Below are 21892 nucleotides of genomic sequence, written 5' to 3' on the forward strand. Positions count from 1 at the left end.
ACAGTTCGCATCCGCCAACCGGTTCAGCCGTGTCGCGGAAGGTTTCCAGCAACCGACTCGTGCTTCCTGCAGGGAAGCGAAGGTGAGCGCAACAATGAGCGATTCAAATCAGGCACCCGGTGCGGGCGTCTACGCCTCTTATCAAGGCAACTCCTACCTCTTCGGCGGCAATGCCCCCTATGTCGAAGAGATGTACGAGAACTATCTGGCCAACCCCACCAGCGTTCCTGACAACTGGCGTGCCTATTTCGACGCGCTTCAGCACGTCCCAGCCGCCGACGGCTCCAACTCGCGCGACGTTCCCCACCTGCCGGTGGTCAATGCCTTCGCCGAATTGGCCAAGCAGGGCACCAAGCAGGTGGTGCAGGCCAGCGGAGCCGATTCCGAACTGGGTCGCAAGCGAACCGCCGCCCAGCAGCTCATCGCCGCTTACCGCAACGTCGGTGCTCGCTGGGCCGACCTGGATCCGCTCAAGCGCACCGAGCGCCCGTCCATTCCTGAGCTCGAGCCCTCGTTCTACGGCTTCACCGATGCCGACCTCGAGACCGTGTTCAACACCAGCAACACGTTCTTCGGCAAGGACACCATGTCCCTGCGCGACCTGCTCAACGCGTTGCGCGAAACGTACTGCGGCTCCATCGGTGCCGAGTACATGTACATCACCGACCAGAACCAGAAGCGCTGGTGGCAACAGAAGCTCGAAAGCGCGCGCACCAATCCGCAATTGAGCACGGACGACAAGAAGCGTGTGCTCGACCGCCTGACCGCGGCAGAGGGGCTCGAGCGATTCCTGCACACCAAGTACGTGGGCCAGAAGCGCTTCTCGCTCGAAGGCGGCGAGAGCTTCATCGTGTCGATGGACGAATTGATCGAGCAGGCGGGCTCCCGCGGCGTGCAGGAAATCGTGATCGGCATGGCCCACCGTGGCCGCTTGAACGTGCTGGTCAACACCCTGGGCAAGATGCCCGCCGACCTGTTTGCCGAGTTCGATCACACGGCGCCGGAAGAGCTGCCATCGGGCGACGTCAAGTACCACCAGGGCTTCAGCTCGGACGTGACCACGCCGGGCGGCCCGGTTCACCTGAGCCTGGCGTTCAACCCTTCTCACCTGGAAATCGTCAATCCCGTGGTCGAAGGTTCGGTGCGTGCCCGCATGGACCGCCGTGGCGATGTCGACGGCAAGCAGGTGCTGCCGGTGCTGGTGCATGGTGACGCTGCATTTGCCGGCCAGGGCGTGGTGATGGAGACGCTGGCGCTGGCCGAAACGCGCGGCTACTACACCGGCGGCACGGTGCACATCGTCATCAACAACCAGATCGGCTTCACGACCAGCGATCCGCGCGACAGCCGCTCCACGCTGTACTGCTCGGACATCGTCAAGATGATCGAGGCGCCGGTGCTGCACGTGAACGGCGACGATCCCGAGGCGGTGGTGCTCGCGACGCAACTCGCGCTGGAGTTCCGCATGGAGTTCCAGAAGGACGTGGTCGTCGACATCATCTGCTTCCGCAAGCTGGGCCACAACGAGCAGGACACGCCTTCGCTCACCCAGCCGCTGATGTACAAGAAGATCGCCCAGCACCCCGGCACGCGCAAGCTGTATGCAGACAAGCTGGCTGCCCAAGGCCTCGGCGAAACGCTGGGCGACGACATGGTCAAGGCCTACCGCGCCGCCATGGACGCGGGCAAGCACACGGTCGATCCGGTGCTGACCAATTTCAAGAGCAAGTACGCCGTTGACTGGAGCCCGTTCCTGGGCAAGAAGTGGACGGATGCCGGCGACACGGCCATCCCCACGTCCGAATGGAAGCGACTGGCCGAGCGCATCACCACGTTGCCCGAAAGCTTTGCGGTGCACCCGCTGGTCAAGAAGGTGCTGGACGACCGCGCCGCCATGGGCCGCGGCGAGATCAACGTCGACTGGGGCATGGGCGAGCACATGGCCTTCGCCTCGCTGGTCTCCAGTGGCTACCCCGTTCGCCTGTCGGGCGAGGACAGCGGGCGCGGCACCTTCACGCACCGCCACGCCGTGCTGCACGATCAGAAGCGCGAGAAGTTCGACGAAGGCACCTACGTGCCGCTTCAGAACGTGGCCGAGCACCAGGCGCCGTTCGTCGTCATCGACTCCATCCTCTCCGAAGAAGCCGTGCTGGCCTTCGAATATGGCTATTCGTCGAACGACCCGAACACCCTGGTGATCTGGGAAGCCCAGTTCGGCGATTTCGTCAACGGCGCCCAAGTGGTCATTGACCAGTTCATCGCCTCGGGTGAAGTCAAGTGGGGCCGCGTGAATGGCATCACGATGATGCTGCCGCACGGCTACGAAGGGCAGGGCCCCGAGCACAGCTCGGCGCGCCTGGAGCGCTTCATGCAGCTGGCTGCCGACACCAACATGCAGATCGTGCAGCCGACCACGGCCAGCCAGATCTTCCACGTGCTGCGTCGCCAGATGGTTCGCAACCTGCGCAAGCCGCTGGTCATCCTCACGCCCAAGTCGCTGCTTCGCAACAAGGATGCGACCTCGCCCTTGTCCGAGTTCACGAAGGGCGCGTTCCAGACCGTCATTCCCGACAGCGGCGACTTGAAGGCCGACAAGGTCAAGCGCGTGATTGCCTGCTCGGGCAAGGTCTACTACGACCTGGCCAAGAAGCGTGCCGAGTCGGGTCGCGACGACGTGGCGATCCTTCGCGTGGAACAGCTCTATCCGTTCCCGCACCGCGCCTTCGCCGCCGAGCTCAAGAAGTACCCCAATCTGGCCGACGTGGTGTGGTGCCAGGACGAGCCTCAGAACCAGGGCGCATGGTTCTTCGTGCAGCACCAGATCCACGAGAACATGTCCGAAGGCCAGAAGCTGGGCTACGCGGGTCGCGCTGCCTCGGCATCGCCGGCAGTGGGCTACTCGCACCTGCACCAGGAACAGCAGAAGGCGCTGGTCGACGCCGCCTTCGCCAAGCTCAAGGGCTTCGTGCTCACCAAGTAAGAACAACCCCGCACTGCCCTCGAAAAGAGCACAGCGAAGCGAAAGAACTCATTCAAATGTCTATCGTAGAAGTCAAGGTTCCCCAACTGTCCGAATCCGTGGCCGAGGCCACCCTCCTGCAGTGGAAGAAGAAGCCCGGCGAAGCCGTCGCTATCGATGAAATCCTGATCGAGATCGAAACCGACAAGGTCGTCCTCGAAGTGCCCGCGCCCTCTGCTGGGGTTCTGGCAGAGATCGTCCAGGCCGACGGCGCCACCGTCACGGCCGACCAGGTGATCGCCAAGATCGACACCGCGGCCAAGGCTGGCGCGGCAGCGCCCGCTGCGGCACCTGCGCCTGCCGCCGCTGCACCCGCTCCGGCTGCTGCTGCTGCACCCGTGGCGAGCGGCAACAGCAAGGGCGACGTCGCCATGCCGGCCGCTGCCAAGCTGCTGGCCGACAACAACCTGACGGTGGCCGACGTGGCTGGCACCGGCAAGGATGGCCGCGTGACCAAGGGCGATGTGATCTCCGCCGTCGCTCGCGGCGCCGGTGCGCCTTCTGCGGCACCCGCAGTGCAGATCCCCACCGGCGTGCCGAAGACCGCGCTGCCGCAAGTGCAGGCCCCGTCGGCTTCGCAGGACCTGGGCGAGCGCCCCGAGCAGCGCGTGCCGATGAGCCGCCTGCGCGCCCGCATTGCCGAGCGCCTGCTGCAATCGCAAAGCACCAACGCCATCCTGACCACGTTCAACGAAGTGAACATGGCGCCCGTGATGGACCTGCGCAAGAAGTTCCAGGATGCGTTCACCAAGGAACACGGCACCAAGCTTGGCTTCATGAGCTTCTTCGTGAAGGCTGCCGTGCATGCGCTCAAGAAGTACCCCGTGCTCAATGCCTCGGTTGACGGCAATGACATCGTCTACCACGGCTACTTCGACATCGGCATCGCGGTGGGTTCGCCCCGCGGCCTGGTGGTGCCGATCCTGCGCAATGCAGATCAGATGAGCTTCGCCGACATCGAGAAGAAGATCGCCGAGTTCGGCAAGAAGGCGCAAGAAGGCAAGCTGGGCATCGAAGACATGACCGGCGGTACCTTCTCCATCTCCAACGGCGGCACTTTCGGCTCGATGCTTTCGACGCCCATCATCAACCCGCCGCAATCGGCCATTCTGGGCGTGCACGCCACCAAGGATCGCGCCGTGGTCGAGAACGGCCAGATCGTGGTTCGCCCGATGAACTACCTGGCCATGAGCTATGACCACCGGATCATCGACGGCCGCGAAGCCGTGCTGGGCCTGGTGGCCATGAAGGACGCGCTGGAAGATCCCGCTCGCCTGCTGTTCGGCATCTGAAGGCGGGGCGTCAAGTCATGAGCAACAAGCAATTCGACGTCGTCGTGATCGGCGGTGGACCTGGCGGTTACATCGCCGCCATCCGTGCGGCTCAACTGGGCTTTTCCGTCGCCTGTATCGACGAATGGAAGAACAAGGACGGCAAGCCCGCGCTGGGTGGCACCTGCACCAACGTGGGTTGCATTCCCTCGAAGGCGCTGCTGCAGTCGTCCGAGCATTTCGAGCACGCGAACAAGCACTTCGCCGAGCATGGCATCACGGCCAGCGACGTGAAGATCGACATCGCCAAGATGGTCGGCCGCAAGGACGCCGTCGTGAAGCAGAACAACGACGGCATCCAATTCCTCTTCAAGAAGAACAAGGTCACGTCGTTCCACGGTCGTGGCTCCTTCGTGAAGGCGGCCGATGGCGGCTATGAGATCAAGGTCGCCGGTGCGGCCGAAGAGACGATCAGCGGCAAGCACATCATCGTGGCCACGGGCTCCAATGCCCGTGCCTTGCCCGGCGTGCCTTTCGACGAAGAAAACGTGCTCTCCAACGACGGCGCTCTGCGCATCGGCGCTGTGCCCAAGAAGCTGGCTCTGATCGGCTCCGGCGTGATCGGCCTGGAAATGGGTTCGGTCTGGCGCCGCGTTGGCGCTGACGTGACCGTGCTCGAAGCGCTGCCGACCTTCCTCGGCGCGGTGGACGAACAGATCGCGAAGGAGGCCAAGAAGGCTTTCGACAAGCAGGGTCTGAAGATCGAGCTCGGCGTGAAGGTCGGTGAGATCAAGTCCGGCAAGAAGGGCGTTTCGATTGCGTACGAGAACGCCAAGGGCGAAGCGCAATCGCTCGATGTCGACAAGCTCATCGTCTCGATCGGCCGCGTGCCCAACACCATCGGCCTGAATCCCGATGCCGTTGGCCTGAAGCTCGATGATCGCGGCGCCATCGTCGTGGACGGTGACTGCAAGACCAATTTGCCCAACGTCTGGGCCATTGGCGACGTGGTGCGCGGCCCGATGCTGGCGCACAAGGCCGAGGAAGAGGGCGTTGCCGTGGCCGAGCGCATTGCCGGTCAGCATGGCCATGTCAACTTCAACACCATCCCGTGGGTGATCTACACCTCCCCCGAGATCGCGTGGGTCGGACAGACCGAGCAGCAGCTCAAGGCCGAAGGTCGGGCCTACAAGGCCGGCACCTTCCCGTTCCTGGCCAATGGCCGGGCGCGTGCCTTGGGCGACACGACGGGCATGGTCAAGTTCCTGGCCGATGCCGCGACTGACGAGATCCTGGGCGTTCACATCGTCGGGCCGATGGCCAGCGAGCTGATCTCCGAAGCCGTGGTGGCGATGGAATTCAAGGCCAGCGCCGAAGACATCGCGCGCATCTGCCATGCTCATCCGTCCCTCAGCGAAGCGACCAAGGAAGCTGCCCTGGCTGTCGACAAGCGTACGCTGAACTTCTGATCGGCGCGTGGCAGTCAGCGGCGACCATTCGGTCCGCTCCGTCTATGAGGCGGAGCTGAAGAAGCGGGGTTTCGAAAGCGACCCCGCTCAGTTGCGCGCCATCGATGCGTTGGAGCGTTGCTGCCAAGAGTGGGTGGCCTATAAGTCACGCCGCTCCAACGCCCTCAAGAAGCTGGTCAACCGGCCGGAGATTCCGCGCGGCGTCTACATGTTCGGCGGGGTGGGGCGCGGCAAGAGCTTTCTGATGGACTGCTTCTACGAAGCGGTACCGGTCAAGCGCAAGACGCGCCTGCACTTCCACGAGTTCATGCGCGAAGTGCATCGCGAACTCGCCGACTTGCAAGGCACGGTGAATCCACTCGACGAACTGGGCCGGCGCATTGCCAAGCGCTACCGGCTGATCTGCTTCGATGAGTTCCATGTGGCGGACATCACCGATGCAATGATCCTGCACCGCTTGCTCGTGGCCTTGTTCGACAACGGCGTGGGCTTCGTCACGACATCGAACTTCAGGCCCGACGATCTCTATCCCGACGGCCTGCACCGGGACCGCATCTTTCCGGCCATCCAGTTGCTCAACCAGAACCTGGATGTGGTCAATGTCGACAACGGGACGGACTATCGCCGCCGTACGCTCGAGGCGGTGCGCCTGTACCTCACGCCCAATGGGCAAGAGGCAGATGCCGAGATGGCGCAGGCTTTCGAGCGCCTGGCGGAAAGCGCGGACGAAAGTCCGATGTTGCACATCGAATCGCGCGAGATCCGTGCGCGGCGGCGAGCCGGCGGCGTCGTGTGGTTCGACTTCAAGGCCCTGTGCGGCGGCCCCCGGTCGCAGAACGACTACCTCGAGATCGCAAGCCAGTTCCACACTGTTCTGCTTTCTGACGTGCCGCACATGCCGGTGCGCATGGCTTCAGAAGCACGTCGCTTTACGTTGCTGGTGGACGTGCTGTATGACCGTCGCGTCAAACTCATCATGTCGGCCGCGGTGCCGCCTGAAGGGCTGTACACGGAAGGACCGCTAGCGCACGAATTTCCGCGTACGATTTCGCGTTTGCACGAAATGCAGTCCGCCGAGTTCCTCGCCCTGGAGCGCCGCGCGGTCGACACCCGCATCACATGATCCGTCCCATCTCCGCGCTTGTGCTCGTTCTCCTGACTTGTCAGGTGTGGGCCCAGGACGTCGGTCGAAAGGTGGTGACGATTCCGGCTGCCTCCGCCGCCGACCCGGATGCCCGCCTCGACGCCCAGGCCGAGTCCGACCGCCAGCGTATCGCCAAGGAGCGCGAGGAGATCGAGGCGCGCTACGAAAAGGAGCGGGCCGCCTGCTACAGCCGCTTCGCAGTCAACGACTGCCTCAACGACAGCCGCCGTCAGCGCCGCGTGCAGGTCGAGGAACTGGGGCGGCAAGAAGCCGCCATCAACGATGCGGAGCGGCAACGCAAGGGCGATGCTGCCATTGCGCGCCTGCAAGCGCTCAATGCCAAGGCGACAGGTGTCGATGCCGAAGAAGCGCGCAGGAAGGCCCTGCAGTCCCAGCAGGACCTGGACCGGCGCGCCGCCGAGCAGGCTGCTGCTCGTGGGCAACGTGAAGCGACGGCGGCGCAGAACCGACGCGAGTGGGAAGAAAAGCAGCGAGCTAACGTGGCCGAGAATCAGCGGCGCGAGGAAAGACGCGAGCAGGACGCGACCGAGCGTGCGCAATACGATGCGAAGGTGGAAGCTGCCCGCAAGGCCCGAGCCGAGCTGGACGAGCGCAACGCCAAGCGCACCAAGCCGCGTGCCGCGCCGCTGCCCCCACCTCCGCCTTGAACCGTCAGGGATCGTCCGCTCAACGGACAGGCATCAACGCTTGTCTTCCTTGGGTAAGGGCTCGAGCTTGAGCACGGCCAGCGAGATGTTGTCGCCCGTGCCGCGCGCGCGGATGCGTGCCTCGTCGACCAGCAATTCAACCGCCTCGCGAGGCGTACGCTCCGCAATCACGGCGCCCATCTCCTCGGGCAGGAAGTAGTGCCAGAGGCCGTCGCTGCAGGCCAGCAGCGCGTCGCCGGGTTCGAGCTTGTCGATGTGCTGCGTCTCGATTGGCGGTTCGCTCGTGGTCATCCCTAGGCAGCCGAGCAGGATGTTCGCTTGCGGATGGATGTCCATTTCGCTTTCGACGATCTCACCACGGTCCACCAGCGCCTGGACGTACGAGTGGTCCTTGGTCCGGCTGACCATGCGGCCGTGCCGGAAATGGTAGATGCGCGAGTCACCGACATGAACCCAAGTGCAGGAACCATTGGGGTTCAACACGAACGCGGCAACCGTGCTGTGTGGCTCCTGCTCGGACGAGACCGCGGTGAGCTTGATGACCGTGTGTGAATCGTTGACCAGCCGCCCGAGGAGATCGGAAGCCAGATCGACGGTCGGGGAGAACTTGGCGAACAGCTGGCGCGCGGTCATCATGACCTGGTCGGCCGCCTTGCGCCCGCCGCTGCGTCCGCCCATGCCATCCGCCACCAGGCCCATCACGCAGCCCTTGGCATGCGGGTGCGCCAGCGTCATGACCTGGTCCTGCTGATAGGGGCGGTCGCCCTGGTGCAGCCCGCTGGCTGCGGCGAGTCGGAAGCCTCGTGTCATCGGTGCTTGGCGTGCCGGAGTGTGGTGGTGCAGCACCGGTGAGCCAGGAGCACGAGTGGTCGCGCAAGGTCCGGTGAGTCTTGGACTATTATCCGAGCGAACGGAGGTTGCGCATCACCCAGTGTGTACGCGACGCAACTTTGGACTCCAATCTTCACTCCTTGGCCCGCCAGTTGATCGAATGTCGTATGGAACATGCGGACTTGGACGCCACCATCGACCGCCTTGCCGAAACCATCCCGATCGACGAACTGCTGCTGCGGCGCCTCAAGAAGCGCCGCCTTGCGTTGCGCGACCAGATCGAACGGCTCGAACGCGAGATCGATCCTCAGGAGCCCGCTTGAGTCGTGCCCCTCGCCAGCGAGCCGTGGGCGGCCTCGCGCGGCGATCGTTTCAATGAGCCTGGACTGATGTCCCTTCAAGAACGCGTGCACGAGGCCTTTCTGCCTGACGGCGCACTGTCGTTGGCGGCGGAGCAATTCCACGTGCGAGAAGGCCAGACGAATATGGCGCTGGCCGTTGCAGAAGCCATCGAGACAGGCGGGCAACTGGTGGTGGAAGCGGGTACCGGAGTCGGAAAGACGTTCTCGTATCTGGTGCCGGCGCTGCTCAGTGGCGAGCGGGTGATGATCTCCACCGCCACCAAGGCGCTGCAGGATCAATTGTTCGGCCGCGACCTGCCGCGCCTGGTCGAGGCGCTGGCCTTGCCCATTCGCATGGCTCTGCTCAAGGGGCGTGGCAGCTATCTGTGCCTTCATCGACTGGAGCTGGCGCGCCGCGACGGCCATGACGACCGCGGCGCCGCGCGCGCCTTGGCCAAGATCGAGCAATGGGCGCAGGCAACGCGCACGGGTGATCTGGCGGAACTGCCAGGCCTCGACGAGCGCTCGCCCGTCATTCCCCTGGTCACTTCCTCGCGCGAGAACTGCCTGGGCGCTCAGTGCCCCAAGTTCCGCGCTTGCCACGTCAATCAGGCGCGCCGCGAGGCCTTGGCGGCGGACGTGGTCGTGGTGAATCACCACCTCTTCTTCGCAGACCTGGCTGTTCGGGAATCCGGGATGGCCGAATTGCTGCCGACCGTTCGGGTCGCCGTGTTCGACGAGGCGCATCAGCTCAACGAGACGGGCATCCAGTTTCTGGGCGTGCAACTGGGCAGCGCGCAGGCGCTGGACTTCGCTCGCGACGTGCTTGCCGCCGGCTTGCAGCACGCGCGCGGCTTGGTGGACTGGACGCAGCTGGCCGCCGGCGTGGAGCACGCGGCCAGGGAATTGCGCCTGGTCGCCGGAAAGCAATGGCCCGGCACCAAGCTGCGCTGGAACGAAGCAGTGCCCGAGGGATTGGACCCCCACCAATGGCAGTTCGCGCTGGAGCAGCTTCAGCAATCGATCGAAGCCGCGGCAGATGGCCTCGACACCGTCAGTGAACTCTCCCCCGACTTCACGCGCCTGTACGAACGTGCGATGGAACTCGCTCGCCGCAGCGCGCGCTTCGCGTTGCCTTGCGCGCCAGAGTCGGTGCGTTGGGTGGATGTCGGTCAGCAACTGAGACTGGTCGAATCGCCGCTGGACATTGCCGACGCGATTCGAACCCGCGTGCTGCAGATCGGAAGCGGCGAGCAGGATGGCGAAGGCGAGGGGGCGGCCCAAGCGGAGCCTGAGCGCCGCAGTTGGATCTTTACCAGCGCGACGCTCGGGGACGACGCCAGGCTGCGCTGGTTCACCGAGCCCTGTGGTTTGCAGGAGGCCCGTGTGCTCAGGGTCTCGAGCCCCTTCGACTATGCAAGGCAGGCGGCGCTGTACGTGCCGCGCGATTTCCCGCGACCCCAAGACCCGTCACACGGTGCGCAGGTCGCCCGCATCGCCGCACGCGGTGCACAGCGCCTGGGCGGCCGGACGCTGGTCCTGACCACGACCACGCGCGCGCTACGAAGCATTGGCGAGGATCTGTCTCGCCGCTTCGGCGCCGCGGACATGCTGTCGCCCATCGAAGTACTGGTGCAAGGCGAACTCCCCAAGCGTGTGCTGATGGATCGCTTTCGAGAAGGCGCGCAGCATGGACGGGGTGGCTGCGTGCTGGTGGCCACTGCGTCCTTCTGGGAAGGCTTCGACGCGCCGGGCGACGCGCTTCAGTTGGTAGTGATCGACAAGCTGCCGTTCCCGCCACCCAACGATCCACTGGTCGAGGCGCGTGGCCGACGGTTGGAGGCCCAGGGTCGCAGCCCTTTCAACGACTATTTCGTGCCCGAAGCGGCCATCGCCCTCAAGCAGGGCGCTGGCCGGTTGATCAGGCGCGAGACCGATCGGGGCGTGCTGGTGATCTGCGACACCCGCCTGATCAGCATGGGCTACGGAAAACGCCTGCTCGGCGCAGTGCCTGCCATGCGGCGCCTGGAGAACGAAGAGAGTCTGGATGTCGCCTTGGACGAGTTGGTCGCGCTCAATGCGCAAGACGACAGCTTTGTCTAGAAAGCTTTGAGAGCGGCTACCAGAGCTTCCACCAAGGATCGTCTTTCGCCTTGAAACCCTTGGCCAGGTAGGTGCTGTTCGGATAGTTGGTGGTCAGCACGCGCTGCGCGTCGTCGCGAAGGTCGGTCAGTCCCAGGGCGTCGTATGAGCGCACCATGATGTAGAGCGCTTCTTCGACGGCGGGCACTTCGCGGTAGTCCGCGATGGCGATCTGCGCGCGATTGATGGCTGCCAGATAGGCGCCGCGCGAGTAGTAGTAGCGGGCTACGTGAACTTCGTATTGCGCGAGCGAGTTCACGATGTAATTCATGCGCGCCCGGGCGTCGGGCGTGTAGCGCGACTCGGGGAAACGTGTGACCAGTTCCTTGAACGACTCGAAGGATTCCTTGGCGGCCTTCTGGTCGCGTTCGGAAAGATCCTGCCGGGTGAAGCTCGAGAACATGCCCAGGTCGTCGTTGAAGTTGACCACGCCGCGCATGTAAAGCGCATAGTCGTAGGCGGGGCTCGCGGGATGCAGCTTCATGAAGCGATCCAGCGTGGCGATGGCGGCTGCCTTTTCACCCGACTTGTACTGGGCGTAGGCTTTCTCGATCTGGGCTTGCTGAGCCAGCGCCGTGCCGGCCGCGCGGCCCTCGAGCTTCTCGTACAGCGGCACGGCCTTGTCGTAGGCGCCGGAGTTGGATTCGTCCTTGGCCTCGCTGTAGATCTTGTTGGGACTCCAGTTGGCCGTCTTGTCCTCATCGGTCGCACAACCGGCCATGAGAATGGAACCGGCCGCCATCGCGGAGAGTGCGGCCCATCGCGGGACCACCGATAATTTGCAGCGCAACATGAAAGCCATGCCTCCGTGAAAGACGAGCCTTCGATTATATCGGCCGACCCCCTTGCAACCGAGGCCGACGACGGGGATGTCTGGCCCGATGCCGATCCGGCGCAGTCGAGCGAAATCCGCACCTTCCAGATCCCTGCCGCGCTGCATGGCGAGCGCCTGGACAAGGCCTTGGCGGAACTGATCCCGGAGTTCTCGCGCAACTACCTGCGCCAGCTCATCGAGGCGGGCGCGGTGCAGTTGGACGCCCGAGCCGTCGTCAAGCCCTCTGCCGGCGTGCGGGCAGCCCAGCAAGGGCAGATCGAACTGCGCCCGACGCCCCAGAGTCAGGCCTTCAAGCCCGAGCCGATGCTCCTGGAGGTGGTCTACGAAGACGAGCACCTGCGCGTGATCGACAAGCCTGTCGGCCTGGTGGTGCACCCGGCGCCCGGCCACTGGAGTGGCACTTTGCTCAACGGGCTGCTCGCGCTCGATGCCAAGGCGGCGCTGTTGCCCCGCGCCGGCATTGTTCATCGCCTGGACCGCGACACCAGCGGCTTGATGGTCGTTGCGCGTACGCGAGCTGCCATGGACGCGCTGGTCAACCGCATCGCAGCGCGCGAAGTCACGCGCCAGTACCTTGCCCTGGCGCATCGATCGTGGCAGGGTGGCGCCCGCCATGTCGACGCTGCCATCGGGCGCGATCCGCGCAACCGCTTGCGAATGGCGGTGGTTGATCTGGACCGGAACTCGGGCAAACCAGCGAGAACGTTCTTCGAGTGCCTGGACAGCGCCGCGTCCGGCTGTCTGGTGCGCTGCACGCTCGAGACGGGTCGCACGCACCAAATCCGCGTGCACATGGCCTCGATCGGCCATCCTCTTGTGGGCGACACGCTCTATGGAGGCAAGTCCACGACGGAACTGCAACGCCAGGCATTGCATGCGTTTCGTCTGGCCTTCGAGCATCCGGTGACGGGGCTGCTACTGGAGTTTCATTCGCGCTTGCCTGCGGACATGCGGGCCGGCATCGAGGCCTGGAGCCTGCACTACAATGCCTCGTAACGGCCTGCTGGGCCGTGTCGGCGCCCAGGCGTGCCGGCCCGCTGCACTGGCACCGGTGGCAGCACCAAGCTGAGTTTCTCCCCCAAGGCCGCGCCGCGATCCGGCGCCCGAGTAATCCCGAGATTCGCGAAACATGAATACGGCGGATGCCAAGCGCATTCTTGAAACCGCCTTGATCTGTTCAAGCCAGCCGCTGCCAGTGCGCGAGTTGCGCGTGCTGTTCGACGACGAGCTGGGTGCCGACACGATCAAGACGCTGCTGCATGAACTGCAGGACGAATGGACGCAACGTGGCCTCGAATTGATAAGCGTGGCCAGCGGCTGGCGCTTCCAGAGCCGGCCCGAGATGCGCGACCACCTCGATCGGCTGCATCCCGAAAAGCCGCCGCGCTACACCCGCGCCGCGCTCGAGACGCTGGCCATCATTGCCTACCGTCAGCCGGTCACCCGAGGCGACATGGAGGACATCCGCGGCGTGACGATCAACTCCCAGATCCTCAAGCAACTGGAGGACCGGGGCTGGGTCGAGGTGATCGGACATCGCGAAACGGTGGGTCGGCCGGGCCTTTACGCCACGACTCGCCAGTTCCTGGATGACCTGGGCCTGGAGTCGCTCGACCAGTTGCCGCTGATTGAATCGCCGGCCGGTCCTGCTGCGCTGGTGGACGCGCTCAGCCAGGAGCAGGGCGCCTTGCCGATCGATGAGGTGCCGGCCGATATGCCGGGCGAGGTGCCGGCCGAATCGCCGCCGACGGAGCCCTCGCCTGACGCCGAGGCGCCCATTGCCGATGCTTCGGCGGACGCGCCGCCATCCTTGAACCACGCTTCGCCCGTCGAAGCAGCTGAAGGCGACGCCGGCCAAGCCGTTCCTCCGCCAGACATTGATCACTCTTCCGAGCCGCGCGATGAAGTCGCGGACGACGATTCTTCCCGCGCTGCGCCTTCCGGAACCCTGTCATGAACCCTGAAACACCCGATACCCCCGTTCCGAACGACGCCGCCGACAAGCCGGCCGTGTCACCGGAAGGCGAATCCCCGGCGGTGGCCGGCTCGGCGCCGGCAAAGACCCCGCGTCGGCCGCGCCGTGCAAAGGCGGCAGAGGCCGCGCCGCCGGCGGAGGGTGAAGCTGCGCAGGTCGCGCCGTCGAGTGGCGAGGGTCGGGACGAATCGCCGACGGCCGAGGCGGAGGTCGATCGGTCACCGCGTCAACGCCGTCGTAGCCCTACCAAGCCGCGCGTCGCCAAGGCGGCGAGCAAGGACTCCGGAGCGGTCGACGGCGAATCCGAAGGCGCGCAGGCTGCGCCAGTCTCGGCGGACTCGACGGTCGCAAACGACGTTCAAGGCGCCGAGGCTGTGCAATCGGCGCCACAAGAAGAGACTCAGGGTCGTCAAAGCGATTACGACGACCGGGACGGTGACCGGGATGATGAGGAAGAGGACGAAGACCTTCTGGACGACGAGGAAGACGATCTCGACCGCGCTCGCCGTGCCGCGCTTCGCGAAGCTCGCAACACGCCGCCGCCCGAGCCGATCAGCTTCGGCGATGTGGTCTCCGGCCGGTTCGATGCCGACGAAGTCGACCCTGGCGTCGCGCCGCTCAAGCGCGTCCTGCTGCCCGAAGCCGACTCGCCCAAGCTGCACAAGGTGCTGGCCCAGGCTGGCCTGGGCTCGCGCCTGGAGATGGAGCAACTCATCCTTCAAGGTCGGATTTCGGTCAACAACGAGCCAGCCCACGTGGGTCAGCGCATCCAGTACGGCGACCAGATCCGGGTCAACGGCAAGCCGATCCGCTTTCGCATTGCTCCGCCGCCAGCGCGGGTGATCGCCTATCACAAGCCCGCAGGCGAAGTCGTCACGCATGACGATCCGCAAAATCGCCCGACCGTGTTCCGCAAGCTGCCGCGCCTTCAGCAAGGCAAGTGGCAATCCGTGGGGCGTCTGGACCTGAACACTGAAGGCCTGCTCCTTTTCACCAGCTCGGGTGAACTGGCCAACCAGCTCATGCACCCGCGCTTCGGCCTGGAGCGTGAATACGCCGTCCGTGTCCTGGGCGCCCTGAGCAACGAGGAAAAGCAAAAGCTGCTCGACGGTGTACGACTGGACGACGGTATGGCGCGCTTCGGAAGCATCGAAGACGGCGGCGGCGAGGGCGCCAATTGCTGGTACCGGGTGACGATTTCGGAGGGCCGCAACCGCGAGGTGCGTCGCATGTGCGAGGCGGTCGGGCATGCGGTGAGCCGGCTCATCCGCATCCGCTACGGCGCCATGCTGCTGCCCCGAGGCCTCAAGCGTGGTGCGTGGATGGAGTTGGACGACCGCGACATCCAACAGCTCCTGCGCGCCGCAGGCGTCCAGGGCCAAGCGCGTGCCCCGCAGCAGCGTGACGGCGACGGCCGCAACAACAAGCGCAACCGTCGTCGCGGTGGCAATGGCCCAAGGCCTGACGGCGGGCCGCAGACGGCGGGTCCGCAAGGCGATGGGCGTCGCGGCGGTCGTGGTGGCCGCAATCGTGGGCCGGGCATGGACCTTTCCGGCGGCGCCCAAGGCGGGCAGCGCCGAGGAAACAACCGAGGCGCCGGTGGCGGCGCGGCGGCCCAGCCGGACCCGATGAAGACGTCGCTGGGCTACATCGGCGCCGACAGCCTGCAGCGCCAGCGGCGCGACGGGCGTGGCGGTGGCGGTGGCGGTGGCGGTGGTGGCTACGGGGGCGGTGGTGGTGGCGGCGGCGGAGGCGGAAATCGCCGGGGCGGCTCCAACCGTCGTCGCGGCGGTCGCTGACGCCCGCGCACTGCGCCCCGACTGGTCGAAGCCAGATCGGGAACTTCAATTCGGCCCCCGCGTCCATCCTGGAAAGGGGCGCCGGGTTAGAATTAAAAGCTTTGTCAAGTCGTGGTATTCGCTCGTGGCGAGCGTACCAACTTGGCAAATATTTCCTTGCATATCAAAGTCCAAGCTCAGGAAGCAACTCAAATGGCCATCGAACGCACCCTTTCCATCATCAAGCCCGACGCCGTCGCCAAGAACGTCATCGGCAAGATCGTCTCCCGCTTTGAGGCCGCTGGCCTGAAGGTTGCCGCTGCGAAGTTGGTGCACCTGTCGCGCGGCGAAGCCGAGCAGTTCTACGCCGTGCACAAGGAGCGCCCCTTCTTCAAGGACCTGGTCGACTTCATGATCTCCGGACCTGTTTTCGTGCAAGTGCTCGAAGGCGACAACGCCATCGCCAAGAACCGCGACCTGATGGGCGCCACCGACCCGAAGAAGGCCGCCGCCGGCACCATCCGCGCCGACTTCGCCGAAAGCATCGACGCCAACGCGGTCCACGGTTCGGACGCGCCCGAGACGGCCGCCGTCGAGATCGCTTTCTTCTTCCCCGGCCAGAACGTCTACGCGCGCTGATCGCGCGGCGTTGCCTTCAGCAATGACGACGGCCAACCTGCTCGACTTCGATCTGGAGGGGCTGGCCGCGTTTTGCGAACGGCTGGGTGAAAAGCGCTTCCGCGCCACCCAGCTTTTCAGGTGGATACACCAGCGTGGCGAAAGCGATTTCGCCCGCATGACCGACCTGGCCAAGTCGCTGCGCGAGAAGCTCAGTGGCAATGCGCATGTGGCTGGTCTGCCGATCCTGACCCAGCACGAATCGAAGGACGGCACGATCAAGTGGCTGTTCGACGTGGGTGACGGCAACGCCGTCGAAGCCGTGTTCATTCCCGAAGACGACCGCGGAACGCTGTGCGTGTCGTCGCAGGCGGGTTGTGCCGTGGGCTGCCGTTTCTGTTCCACGGGCCACCAGGGTTTCTCGCGCAACCTCACCACGGGAGAGATCGTTGCCCAGCTGTGGTTTGCGGAGCATTTCCTGCGCCGCCACCTGGGGCGAGAGGAACGCGTCATCTCCAACGTCGTGATGATGGGCATGGGCGAGCCGCTTCAAAACTATGCGGCGCTGGTGCCGGCACTGCGCACCATGCTCGACGACAACGCCTACGGCCTGTCGCGCCGCCGTGTGACGGTGTCGACTTCGGGCGTCGTGCCCATGATGGACCGCCTGGGCGAGGATTGCCCGGTGGCGCTGGCGGTGTCGCTGCATGCGCCCAACGATCCGCTGCGCGATGACCTCGTGCCGCTCAATCGCAAGTATCCGATCGCCGAGTTGCTCGATGCGTGCAATCGCTACCTGGCCTACGCGCCGCGCGACTTCATCACCTTCGAGTACTGCATGCTCGATGGGGTCAACGACCAGCCCGAGCACGCGAGCCAATTGATCGAACTGGTCAAGCGTCACGCCGGCCGAGGCGTGTCTTGCAAGTTCAACCTGATCCCGTTCAATCCGTTTCCGGCCTCCGGCCTGCTGCGTTCGCCCGCTGCGCGGGTGCAGGCTTTCGCCAAGCTGCTCAGCGAGGCCGGAATCATCACGACCGTGCGCAAGACGCGCGGCGACGACATCGATGCCGCCTGTGGCCAACTGGCCGGAGACGTCAAGGATCGTACGCGTGCCGCCGAGCGGATGGCACAGCGCCGAGAGGCAGCGGGGCACAGGCACATTGCCATTCATCCCGTTGGCCAAACCAACGCCAAGAAACCCGAGAAGCCAGGAGCCCAGACCCGATGAGCTTTGCCCTTCCGAATGCCCGTGCTGGATCGCGGTGCCTGTTGTTTGCCGCGTTGGCGGCCTTCATGCTGGCCGGATGCGTCAGTACGACCAGCACGCGCCAGACTTCGGATGTCAGCTTCGGCGCCGAGCAGGTGCCACAGACGGCATCGGACGAGGGCCAGGCGCGCAAGCGGGCCAGGCTTCGGCTCGAGCTGGCCTTGGGGTATTTCCAGAACGGGCAGACCAACGTGGCTCTGGACGAGGTGAAGCAGGCGTTGGCCATCGATCCGGGTTATGGCGACGCCTACAACCTGCGCGGGCTGGTCTACATGCGTCTCGACGACCCTGGTCTTGCCGAAGACAGCTTTCGGCGGGCCATCTCGATCAATCCGCGCGACGGCAACGCCATGCACAACTACGGTTGGCTGCTGTGCCAGCAGAAGCGCTATGGCGATGGCATTGGCCAATTCCAGCGTGCGCTGGAAACGCCCGGATATGCGGATCAGGCCAAGACGCTCATGACCATGGGCGTGTGCGACATGCAGGCGGGCCGTTCTGCCGAGGCCGAACGCGCGCTGACGCGGGCCTATGAGATCGACCCCAACAACCCCATCGTTGCCTACAACCTGGCATTGCTGCTGAGTCAGAGGCAGGATTGGGCGCGCGCCCAGTTCTACATCCGACGCGTGAACAACAGCCAGGCAGCGACGGCAGAAACCCTGTGGCTGGGCGTCAAGGTGGAGCGCCAGCTGAACAACCGCGAGGCTGCCGGCCAACTCGGCGCGCAGCTGACGCAGCGCTTCCCGCAATCGCGCGAGGCGCTGGCCTACGAGCGTGGGAATTTCAATGATTGAGCGGGCCAGTGAGTTTGGTGCCTCGGCCGCGGTGCCGCTGGTGACCAGCGATGCAAGCATGCAAAGTGCCGGCGAGATGCTGCGCGCGGCGCGCGAGGCGCATGGCATCGATGTCGCCGTGGTGGCTGCTGCCCTGAAGGTGCCCGTGCAGAAAGTCGAGGCCCTGGAGACCGATGACTTCGAGGCCTTGCCCGACCCCGTGTTTGCACGTGCCCTGGCCGCGAGCATCTGCCGGGCCTTGCGCATCGATCCCAAGCCGGTGCTCGAGAAACTGCCCGGTGCACGACAGCCCGGCCTGGCGGAAGCACAGCGACGCACGAATGCGACGTTCCGGCCGGCACCCGCCCGCAATGGCGGGGGAGGCGCTGGATCGCGCATCCTGGTCGTCATCGTGGCACTGCTTCTCATCGGTGCCGCGCTGCTGGTCTGGCTGCCGCCGGCAAAGCTGGAGCAGTTCTCCGCCGCCGTTGACCGGATGTTGTCCGGCGGCCGGGAGCAGGCCAACACTGAGGCGACTGCGGTGGACGCGGCTGCGAGCGCCGACACGAGTACGTCGCCAGCGGCGGCGACCACAAGCGCGACGGCCCCCGTTCTGGCGCCGGTGTTGCCTGCTGCTGGGAATGCGGCGGTCTCGCCAGCGACGCCCGCGCCGGCCGTGGTGCCCGGCGCCCTTGCCAGTAGTCCGTCGTTGCCTGCTGCCTCCGGTGGCGCCGCGGCGCCCTCTGCCAATGCGGCCGGTGGCTCGGGCATGTCCAACTCGGTGCCACCCTCGGCGGGTTCGGGCGCCACCGCACCTGCGGTGCCCAGTCCCACGTCGATCCTCAGCTTCTCTGCACGCTCGGACGCCTGGATTTCCGTCACCGACGGTGGTGGCAAACAGTTGCTGCGGCGCTTGGTCAAGGGCGGGGAGACCGTGTCCGTGCCGGGCGAGCCGCCGCTCGCCGTGGTCGTTGGCAATGCGGCCGGCGTCGATGTCAGCGTGCGCGGCAAGCCCTTCGATCTGAAGGAGCTGACGCGTTCGGGTGGTGTTGCCCGCTTCGAGGTCAAGCCATGACGGACAACCTCACCGATTTCTCCTGTCTGCCGATCGAAGCTGCCGCGCCCAAGCCGCGCCGCTCGCGGCAGGCGCGTGTGGTGTGGGGGCCGCGGGTGGTCACCGTCGGCGGCGACGCTCCGGTGCGGGTGCAGTCGATGACCAACACCGATACGCAAGATGCCATCGGCACCGCGATCCAGGTCAAGGAACTGGCGCAGGCTGGCTCCGAGATGGTGCGCATCACCGTCAACACGCCCGAGGCTGCTCAGCAGGTGCCGTATATCCGCGAGCAACTCGACCGCATGGGCGTGGACGTGCCGCTGGTGGGCGACTTCCACTACAACGGCCATCGCTTGCTGACCGAGTTCCCGGACTGCGCCCAGGCGCTGTCCAAATATCGGATCAACCCCGGCAACGTGGGCAAGGGCGACAAGCGCGATCGGCAGTTCGGTCAGATGATCGAGGCGGCCATGCGATGGGACAAGGTGGTGCGCATCGGTGTGAACTGGGGCAGCCTCGATCAGGACCTGCTGGCCAGCCTGATGGACGCCAACAGCCGCCGCGCGGAGCCGTGGGACGCCAAGCACGTCATGTACGAGGCGCTCATCACATCCGCGATCGAGTCGGCCCGCTTGGCCGAGTCGATGGGCATGCGGGGTGAGCAAATCATCCTGTCGTGCAAGGTCAGTGGTGTGCAAGACCTCATTTCCGTCTACCGCGAACTCGCGCGCCGCTGCGACTACCCCTTGCATCTGGGTCTGACCGAAGCCGGCATGGGCACCAAGGGCACCGTGGCGTCCTCGGTTGCACTGGGCATCCTTTTGCAAGAGGGCATTGGCGACACGATCCGCGTCTCGCTCACGCCGCAGCCTGGCGAATCGCGCACGCAGGAAGTCGTGATTGCCAGCGAAATCCTTCAGGCCTTGGGGCTGCGCGTGTTCGTGCCCAGCGTCACCGCCTGCCCGGGGTGCGGACGGACCACCAGCACCACGTTCCAGGAACTCGCCAAGCAGATCGACGACTATCTGCGCATGCAGATGCCTGTGTGGCGCAACAAGTACCCGGGCGTCGAGGGCATGAAGGTGGCGGTCATGGGCTGCATCGTCAACGGTCCCGGCGAGAGCAAGCATGCCGACATCGGCATCAGCCTGCCCGGCACCGGCGAGGCCCCCGCCGCCCCCGTTTTCATCGATGGCGAGAAGGCGCTCACCCTGCGTGGCGACAACATCGCCAATGAATTCCATGCGCTGGTCGAGCGCTACGTCGAGCAGCGTTTCGGGAAGCCAGCGCCAGTACTTGATCCGGTCTGAACCATTGAACATGTCACAAGAGCCATCATCGGGCGCGCAGGCGCCCGTTTTTCCATCCGGCAAGGCCAAGGTCGCCAAATTCGAAAAGCTGGCGGCGGTGAAGGGCATGAACGACATCCTGCCGCCCGAGTCGGCCCGCTGGGAGTGGCTCGAAGCCATCGTGCGCGAGCAGATGGCACGCTTTGCATACCGCAACGTGCGCACGCCCATCCTCGAGCACACGCAGTTGTTCGTGCGCGGTATCGGCGAGGTCACCGACATCGTCGAGAAGGAGATGTATTCCTTCGAGGACCGCTCCGACAAGCATGGCCAGGCGGAACACCTGACCATGCGGCCGGAGAACACTGCTGGCGTGGTCCGCGCGGTGGTCGAGCACAACCTGCTGTACGACGGCGGCAAGCGCCTTTACTACATGGGGCCCATGTTCCGGCGCGAGAAGCCGCAGCGCGGCCGCTACCGGCAGTTCCACCAGATCGGGGCCGAGGCGCTGGGCTTTGCCGGGCCGGATGTCGATGCCGAACTCATCCTGCTGGCGCGAGCCCTGTGGAAGGCCATCGGCCTGACGGATGTGCGTCTGGAGCTCAACAGCCTGGGGCAGCCTGCCGAGCGTGCGGCGCATCGCGAGCAGCTGATCGCCTACCTGGAGCGGCACGCCGACAAGTTGGACGAAGACGCCCGTCGGCGCTTGCACAGCAATCCGCTGCGCATCCTGGACACCAAGAATCCCGCCATGCAAGAGCTGGTCGAGGGCGCTCCGCGCCTGCTCGACTTCCTGGGGGCCGAGTCGCTTGCCCACTTCGAGGGCCTGCAGGCCATCCTGAAGGCCAACGACGTGGACTACACCATCAACCCGCGCCTGGTGCGCGGGCTGGACTACTACAACCTCTCGGTCTTCGAGTTCGTCACCGACCGCCTGGGTTCGCAAGGCACTGTGTGCGCCGGTGGCCGCTACGACGACCTGATCATCCAGATCGGCGGCAAGGCGGCACCCGCCGTGGGCTGGGCGCTGGGCATCGAGCGCGTGCTGGCGCTGCTCGACGAGCAGGGCGCCGAGGTGCCGGTGGCGCCGCCCCATGCCTACGCCGTCGTGCCCGATGCATCGGCCATGCCTGTGGCGCTGCGCACGTTGACGCAGCTGCGAGAGCGGGGCGTTCGCGTGCAGATGCACGCGGCCACCGCGGACGGCCTGGGCAGCTTCAAGTCGCAGTTCAAGAAGGCCGACGCCAGCGGCGCCGGCTTTGCCCTGGTGTTCGGCGGTGACGAACTGGCACGTGGCGAAGTGACGCTCAAGTCACTGCGCGATGGCAAGGGCGAGCAGCGGGCGCTGGCGCTGGCCGATCCGGACGCCCTGGCGACCCACCTACAATCTTCCGCTCCCAACGACTGAC

General features: G+C 65.4%; 18 protein-coding genes. 16 read left to right on the plus strand and 2 right to left on the minus strand.

Going from position 1 to position 21892, the window contains the following annotated elements; translation table 11 throughout:
* The first annotated feature begins 94 nt into the window (after positions 1–94).
* From QTH91_RS06310 to QTH91_RS06330, 5 genes are read left to right on the plus strand one after another with little or no spacing between them, the layout of a single operon-like run.
* Positions 95–2980: a 2-oxoglutarate dehydrogenase E1 component gene (locus QTH91_RS06310; protein ID WP_286659151.1), complete on the plus strand. Its 2886-nt coding sequence runs from the start codon at positions 95–97 to the stop codon at positions 2978–2980.
* A gap of 56 nt (positions 2981–3036) precedes the next feature.
* Positions 3037–4311, plus strand: a complete 1275-nt coding sequence (gene odhB, locus QTH91_RS06315) for a 2-oxoglutarate dehydrogenase complex dihydrolipoyllysine-residue succinyltransferase (RefSeq protein ID WP_286659152.1) — start codon at positions 3037–3039, stop codon at positions 4309–4311.
* A 17-nt stretch (positions 4312–4328) separates the two neighbouring features.
* Positions 4329–5759: a dihydrolipoyl dehydrogenase gene (gene lpdA, locus QTH91_RS06320; RefSeq protein ID WP_286659153.1), complete on the plus strand. Its 1431-nt coding sequence runs from the start codon at positions 4329–4331 to the stop codon at positions 5757–5759.
* A 7-nt stretch (positions 5760–5766) separates the two neighbouring features.
* Positions 5767–6882 carry a cell division protein ZapE gene (gene zapE, locus QTH91_RS06325; RefSeq protein ID WP_286659154.1) on the plus strand — a complete coding sequence of 372 codons (1116 nt, stop codon included), beginning with the start codon at positions 5767–5769 and terminating at the stop codon, positions 6880–6882.
* Positions 6879–7571 carry a hypothetical protein gene (locus QTH91_RS06330; RefSeq protein ID WP_286659155.1) on the plus strand — a complete coding sequence of 231 codons (693 nt, stop codon included), beginning with the start codon at positions 6879–6881 and terminating at the stop codon, positions 7569–7571. Before zapE ends, QTH91_RS06330 begins: the two co-directional genes overlap by 4 nt.
* A 33-nt stretch (positions 7572–7604) precedes the next feature.
* Here QTH91_RS06330 and QTH91_RS06335 read toward each other — a convergent pair whose 3' ends face one another.
* A complete protein-coding gene (locus QTH91_RS06335) occupies positions 7605–8381 on the minus strand; it encodes a PP2C family protein-serine/threonine phosphatase (protein ID WP_286659156.1) in 777 nt (258 codons plus the stop codon).
* A gap of 140 nt (positions 8382–8521) precedes the next feature.
* On the opposite strand from QTH91_RS06335, the gene QTH91_RS06340 reads away from it, so the two are divergent.
* Together QTH91_RS06340 and yoaA are read left to right on the plus strand one after the other, a co-directional pair.
* Positions 8522–8725: a DUF465 domain-containing protein gene (locus QTH91_RS06340; RefSeq protein WP_286659157.1), complete on the plus strand. Its 204-nt coding sequence runs from the start codon at positions 8522–8524 to the stop codon at positions 8723–8725.
* Between the two features lie 66 nt (positions 8726–8791).
* Positions 8792–10846 carry a DNA repair helicase YoaA gene (gene yoaA, locus QTH91_RS06345; RefSeq protein WP_286659158.1) on the plus strand — a complete coding sequence of 685 codons (2055 nt, stop codon included), beginning with the start codon at positions 8792–8794 and terminating at the stop codon, positions 10844–10846.
* A gap of 16 nt (positions 10847–10862) precedes the next feature.
* Here the strand turns inward: yoaA and QTH91_RS06350 are convergent, their stop codons facing one another.
* On the minus strand, positions 10863–11678 hold the full coding sequence (locus QTH91_RS06350; protein WP_286659159.1) for an outer membrane protein assembly factor BamD: 816 nt from the start codon (positions 11676–11678) through the stop codon (positions 10863–10865).
* Between the two features lie 33 nt (positions 11679–11711).
* On the opposite strand from QTH91_RS06350, the gene QTH91_RS06355 reads away from it, so the two are divergent.
* The 9 genes from QTH91_RS06355 (at position 11712) to hisS (ending at position 21891) form a co-directional block, all read left to right on the plus strand.
* A complete protein-coding gene (locus tag QTH91_RS06355) occupies positions 11712–12716 on the plus strand; it encodes an RluA family pseudouridine synthase (protein ID WP_390368716.1) in 1005 nt (334 codons plus the stop codon).
* Positions 12717–12849: 133 nt separating this feature from the next.
* A complete protein-coding gene (gene scpB, locus QTH91_RS06360) occupies positions 12850–13677 on the plus strand; it encodes an SMC-Scp complex subunit ScpB (protein ID WP_286659160.1) in 828 nt (275 codons plus the stop codon).
* Positions 13674–15494 carry a pseudouridine synthase gene (locus QTH91_RS06365; RefSeq protein WP_286659161.1) on the plus strand — a complete coding sequence of 607 codons (1821 nt, stop codon included), beginning with the start codon at positions 13674–13676 and terminating at the stop codon, positions 15492–15494. Before scpB ends, QTH91_RS06365 begins: the two co-directional genes overlap by 4 nt.
* 192 nt (positions 15495–15686) lie before the next feature.
* Entirely contained in the window at positions 15687–16112 is a 426-nt protein-coding gene (ndk, locus tag QTH91_RS06370) for a nucleoside-diphosphate kinase (protein WP_286659162.1), read from the plus strand.
* Between the two features lie 22 nt (positions 16113–16134).
* Entirely contained in the window at positions 16135–17322 is a 1188-nt protein-coding gene (rlmN, locus tag QTH91_RS06375) for a dual-specificity RNA methyltransferase RlmN (protein WP_286659163.1), read from the plus strand.
* On the plus strand, positions 17319–18158 hold the full coding sequence (gene pilW, locus QTH91_RS06380) for a type IV pilus biogenesis/stability protein PilW (RefSeq protein ID WP_286659164.1): 840 nt from the start codon (positions 17319–17321) through the stop codon (positions 18156–18158). Before rlmN ends, pilW begins: the two co-directional genes overlap by 4 nt.
* Positions 18151–19212: a helix-turn-helix domain-containing protein gene (locus QTH91_RS06385; RefSeq protein ID WP_286659165.1), complete on the plus strand. Its 1062-nt coding sequence runs from the start codon at positions 18151–18153 to the stop codon at positions 19210–19212. Before pilW ends, QTH91_RS06385 begins: the two co-directional genes overlap by 8 nt.
* Positions 19209–20504: a flavodoxin-dependent (E)-4-hydroxy-3-methylbut-2-enyl-diphosphate synthase gene (ispG, locus tag QTH91_RS06390; protein WP_286659166.1), complete on the plus strand. Its 1296-nt coding sequence runs from the start codon at positions 19209–19211 to the stop codon at positions 20502–20504. Before QTH91_RS06385 ends, ispG begins: the two co-directional genes overlap by 4 nt.
* A gap of 106 nt (positions 20505–20610) precedes the next feature.
* Positions 20611–21891: a histidine--tRNA ligase gene (gene hisS, locus QTH91_RS06395; RefSeq protein ID WP_286659635.1), complete on the plus strand. Its 1281-nt coding sequence runs from the start codon at positions 20611–20613 to the stop codon at positions 21889–21891.
* Position 21892 lies beyond the last annotated feature (1 nt).

It is taken from the genome of Variovorax dokdonensis, assembly GCF_030316895.1.
GTDB lineage: Bacteria > Pseudomonadota > Gammaproteobacteria > Burkholderiales > Burkholderiaceae_C > Variovorax > Variovorax dokdonensis.

Coding starts and splice junctions, on each gene's coding strand:
- QTH91_RS06310 (WP_286659151.1), top strand. CDS start 95: ATGAGCGATTCAAATCAGGCACCCGGTGCGGGCGTCTACGCCTCTTAT.
- odhB (WP_286659152.1), top strand. CDS start 3,037: ATGTCTATCGTAGAAGTCAAGGTTCCCCAACTGTCCGAATCCGTGGCC.
- lpdA (WP_286659153.1), top strand. CDS start 4,329: ATGAGCAACAAGCAATTCGACGTCGTCGTGATCGGCGGTGGACCTGGC.
- QTH91_RS06330 (WP_286659155.1), top strand. CDS start 6,879: ATGATCCGTCCCATCTCCGCGCTTGTGCTCGTTCTCCTGACTTGTCAG.
- QTH91_RS06335 (WP_286659156.1), bottom strand. CDS start 8,381: ATGACACGAGGCTTCCGACTCGCCGCAGCCAGCGGGCTGCACCAGGGC.
- yoaA (WP_286659158.1), top strand. CDS start 8,792: ATGTCCCTTCAAGAACGCGTGCACGAGGCCTTTCTGCCTGACGGCGCA.
- QTH91_RS06350 (WP_286659159.1), bottom strand. CDS start 11,678: ATGTTGCGCTGCAAATTATCGGTGGTCCCGCGATGGGCCGCACTCTCC.
- scpB (WP_286659160.1), top strand. CDS start 12,850: ATGAATACGGCGGATGCCAAGCGCATTCTTGAAACCGCCTTGATCTGT.
- QTH91_RS06365 (WP_286659161.1), top strand. CDS start 13,674: ATGAACCCTGAAACACCCGATACCCCCGTTCCGAACGACGCCGCCGAC.
- ndk (WP_286659162.1), top strand. CDS start 15,687: ATGGCCATCGAACGCACCCTTTCCATCATCAAGCCCGACGCCGTCGCC.
- rlmN (WP_286659163.1), top strand. CDS start 16,135: ATGACGACGGCCAACCTGCTCGACTTCGATCTGGAGGGGCTGGCCGCG.
- pilW (WP_286659164.1), top strand. CDS start 17,319: ATGAGCTTTGCCCTTCCGAATGCCCGTGCTGGATCGCGGTGCCTGTTG.
- QTH91_RS06385 (WP_286659165.1), top strand. CDS start 18,151: ATGATTGAGCGGGCCAGTGAGTTTGGTGCCTCGGCCGCGGTGCCGCTG.
- ispG (WP_286659166.1), top strand. CDS start 19,209: ATGACGGACAACCTCACCGATTTCTCCTGTCTGCCGATCGAAGCTGCC.
- hisS (WP_286659635.1), top strand. CDS start 20,611: ATGAACGACATCCTGCCGCCCGAGTCGGCCCGCTGGGAGTGGCTCGAA.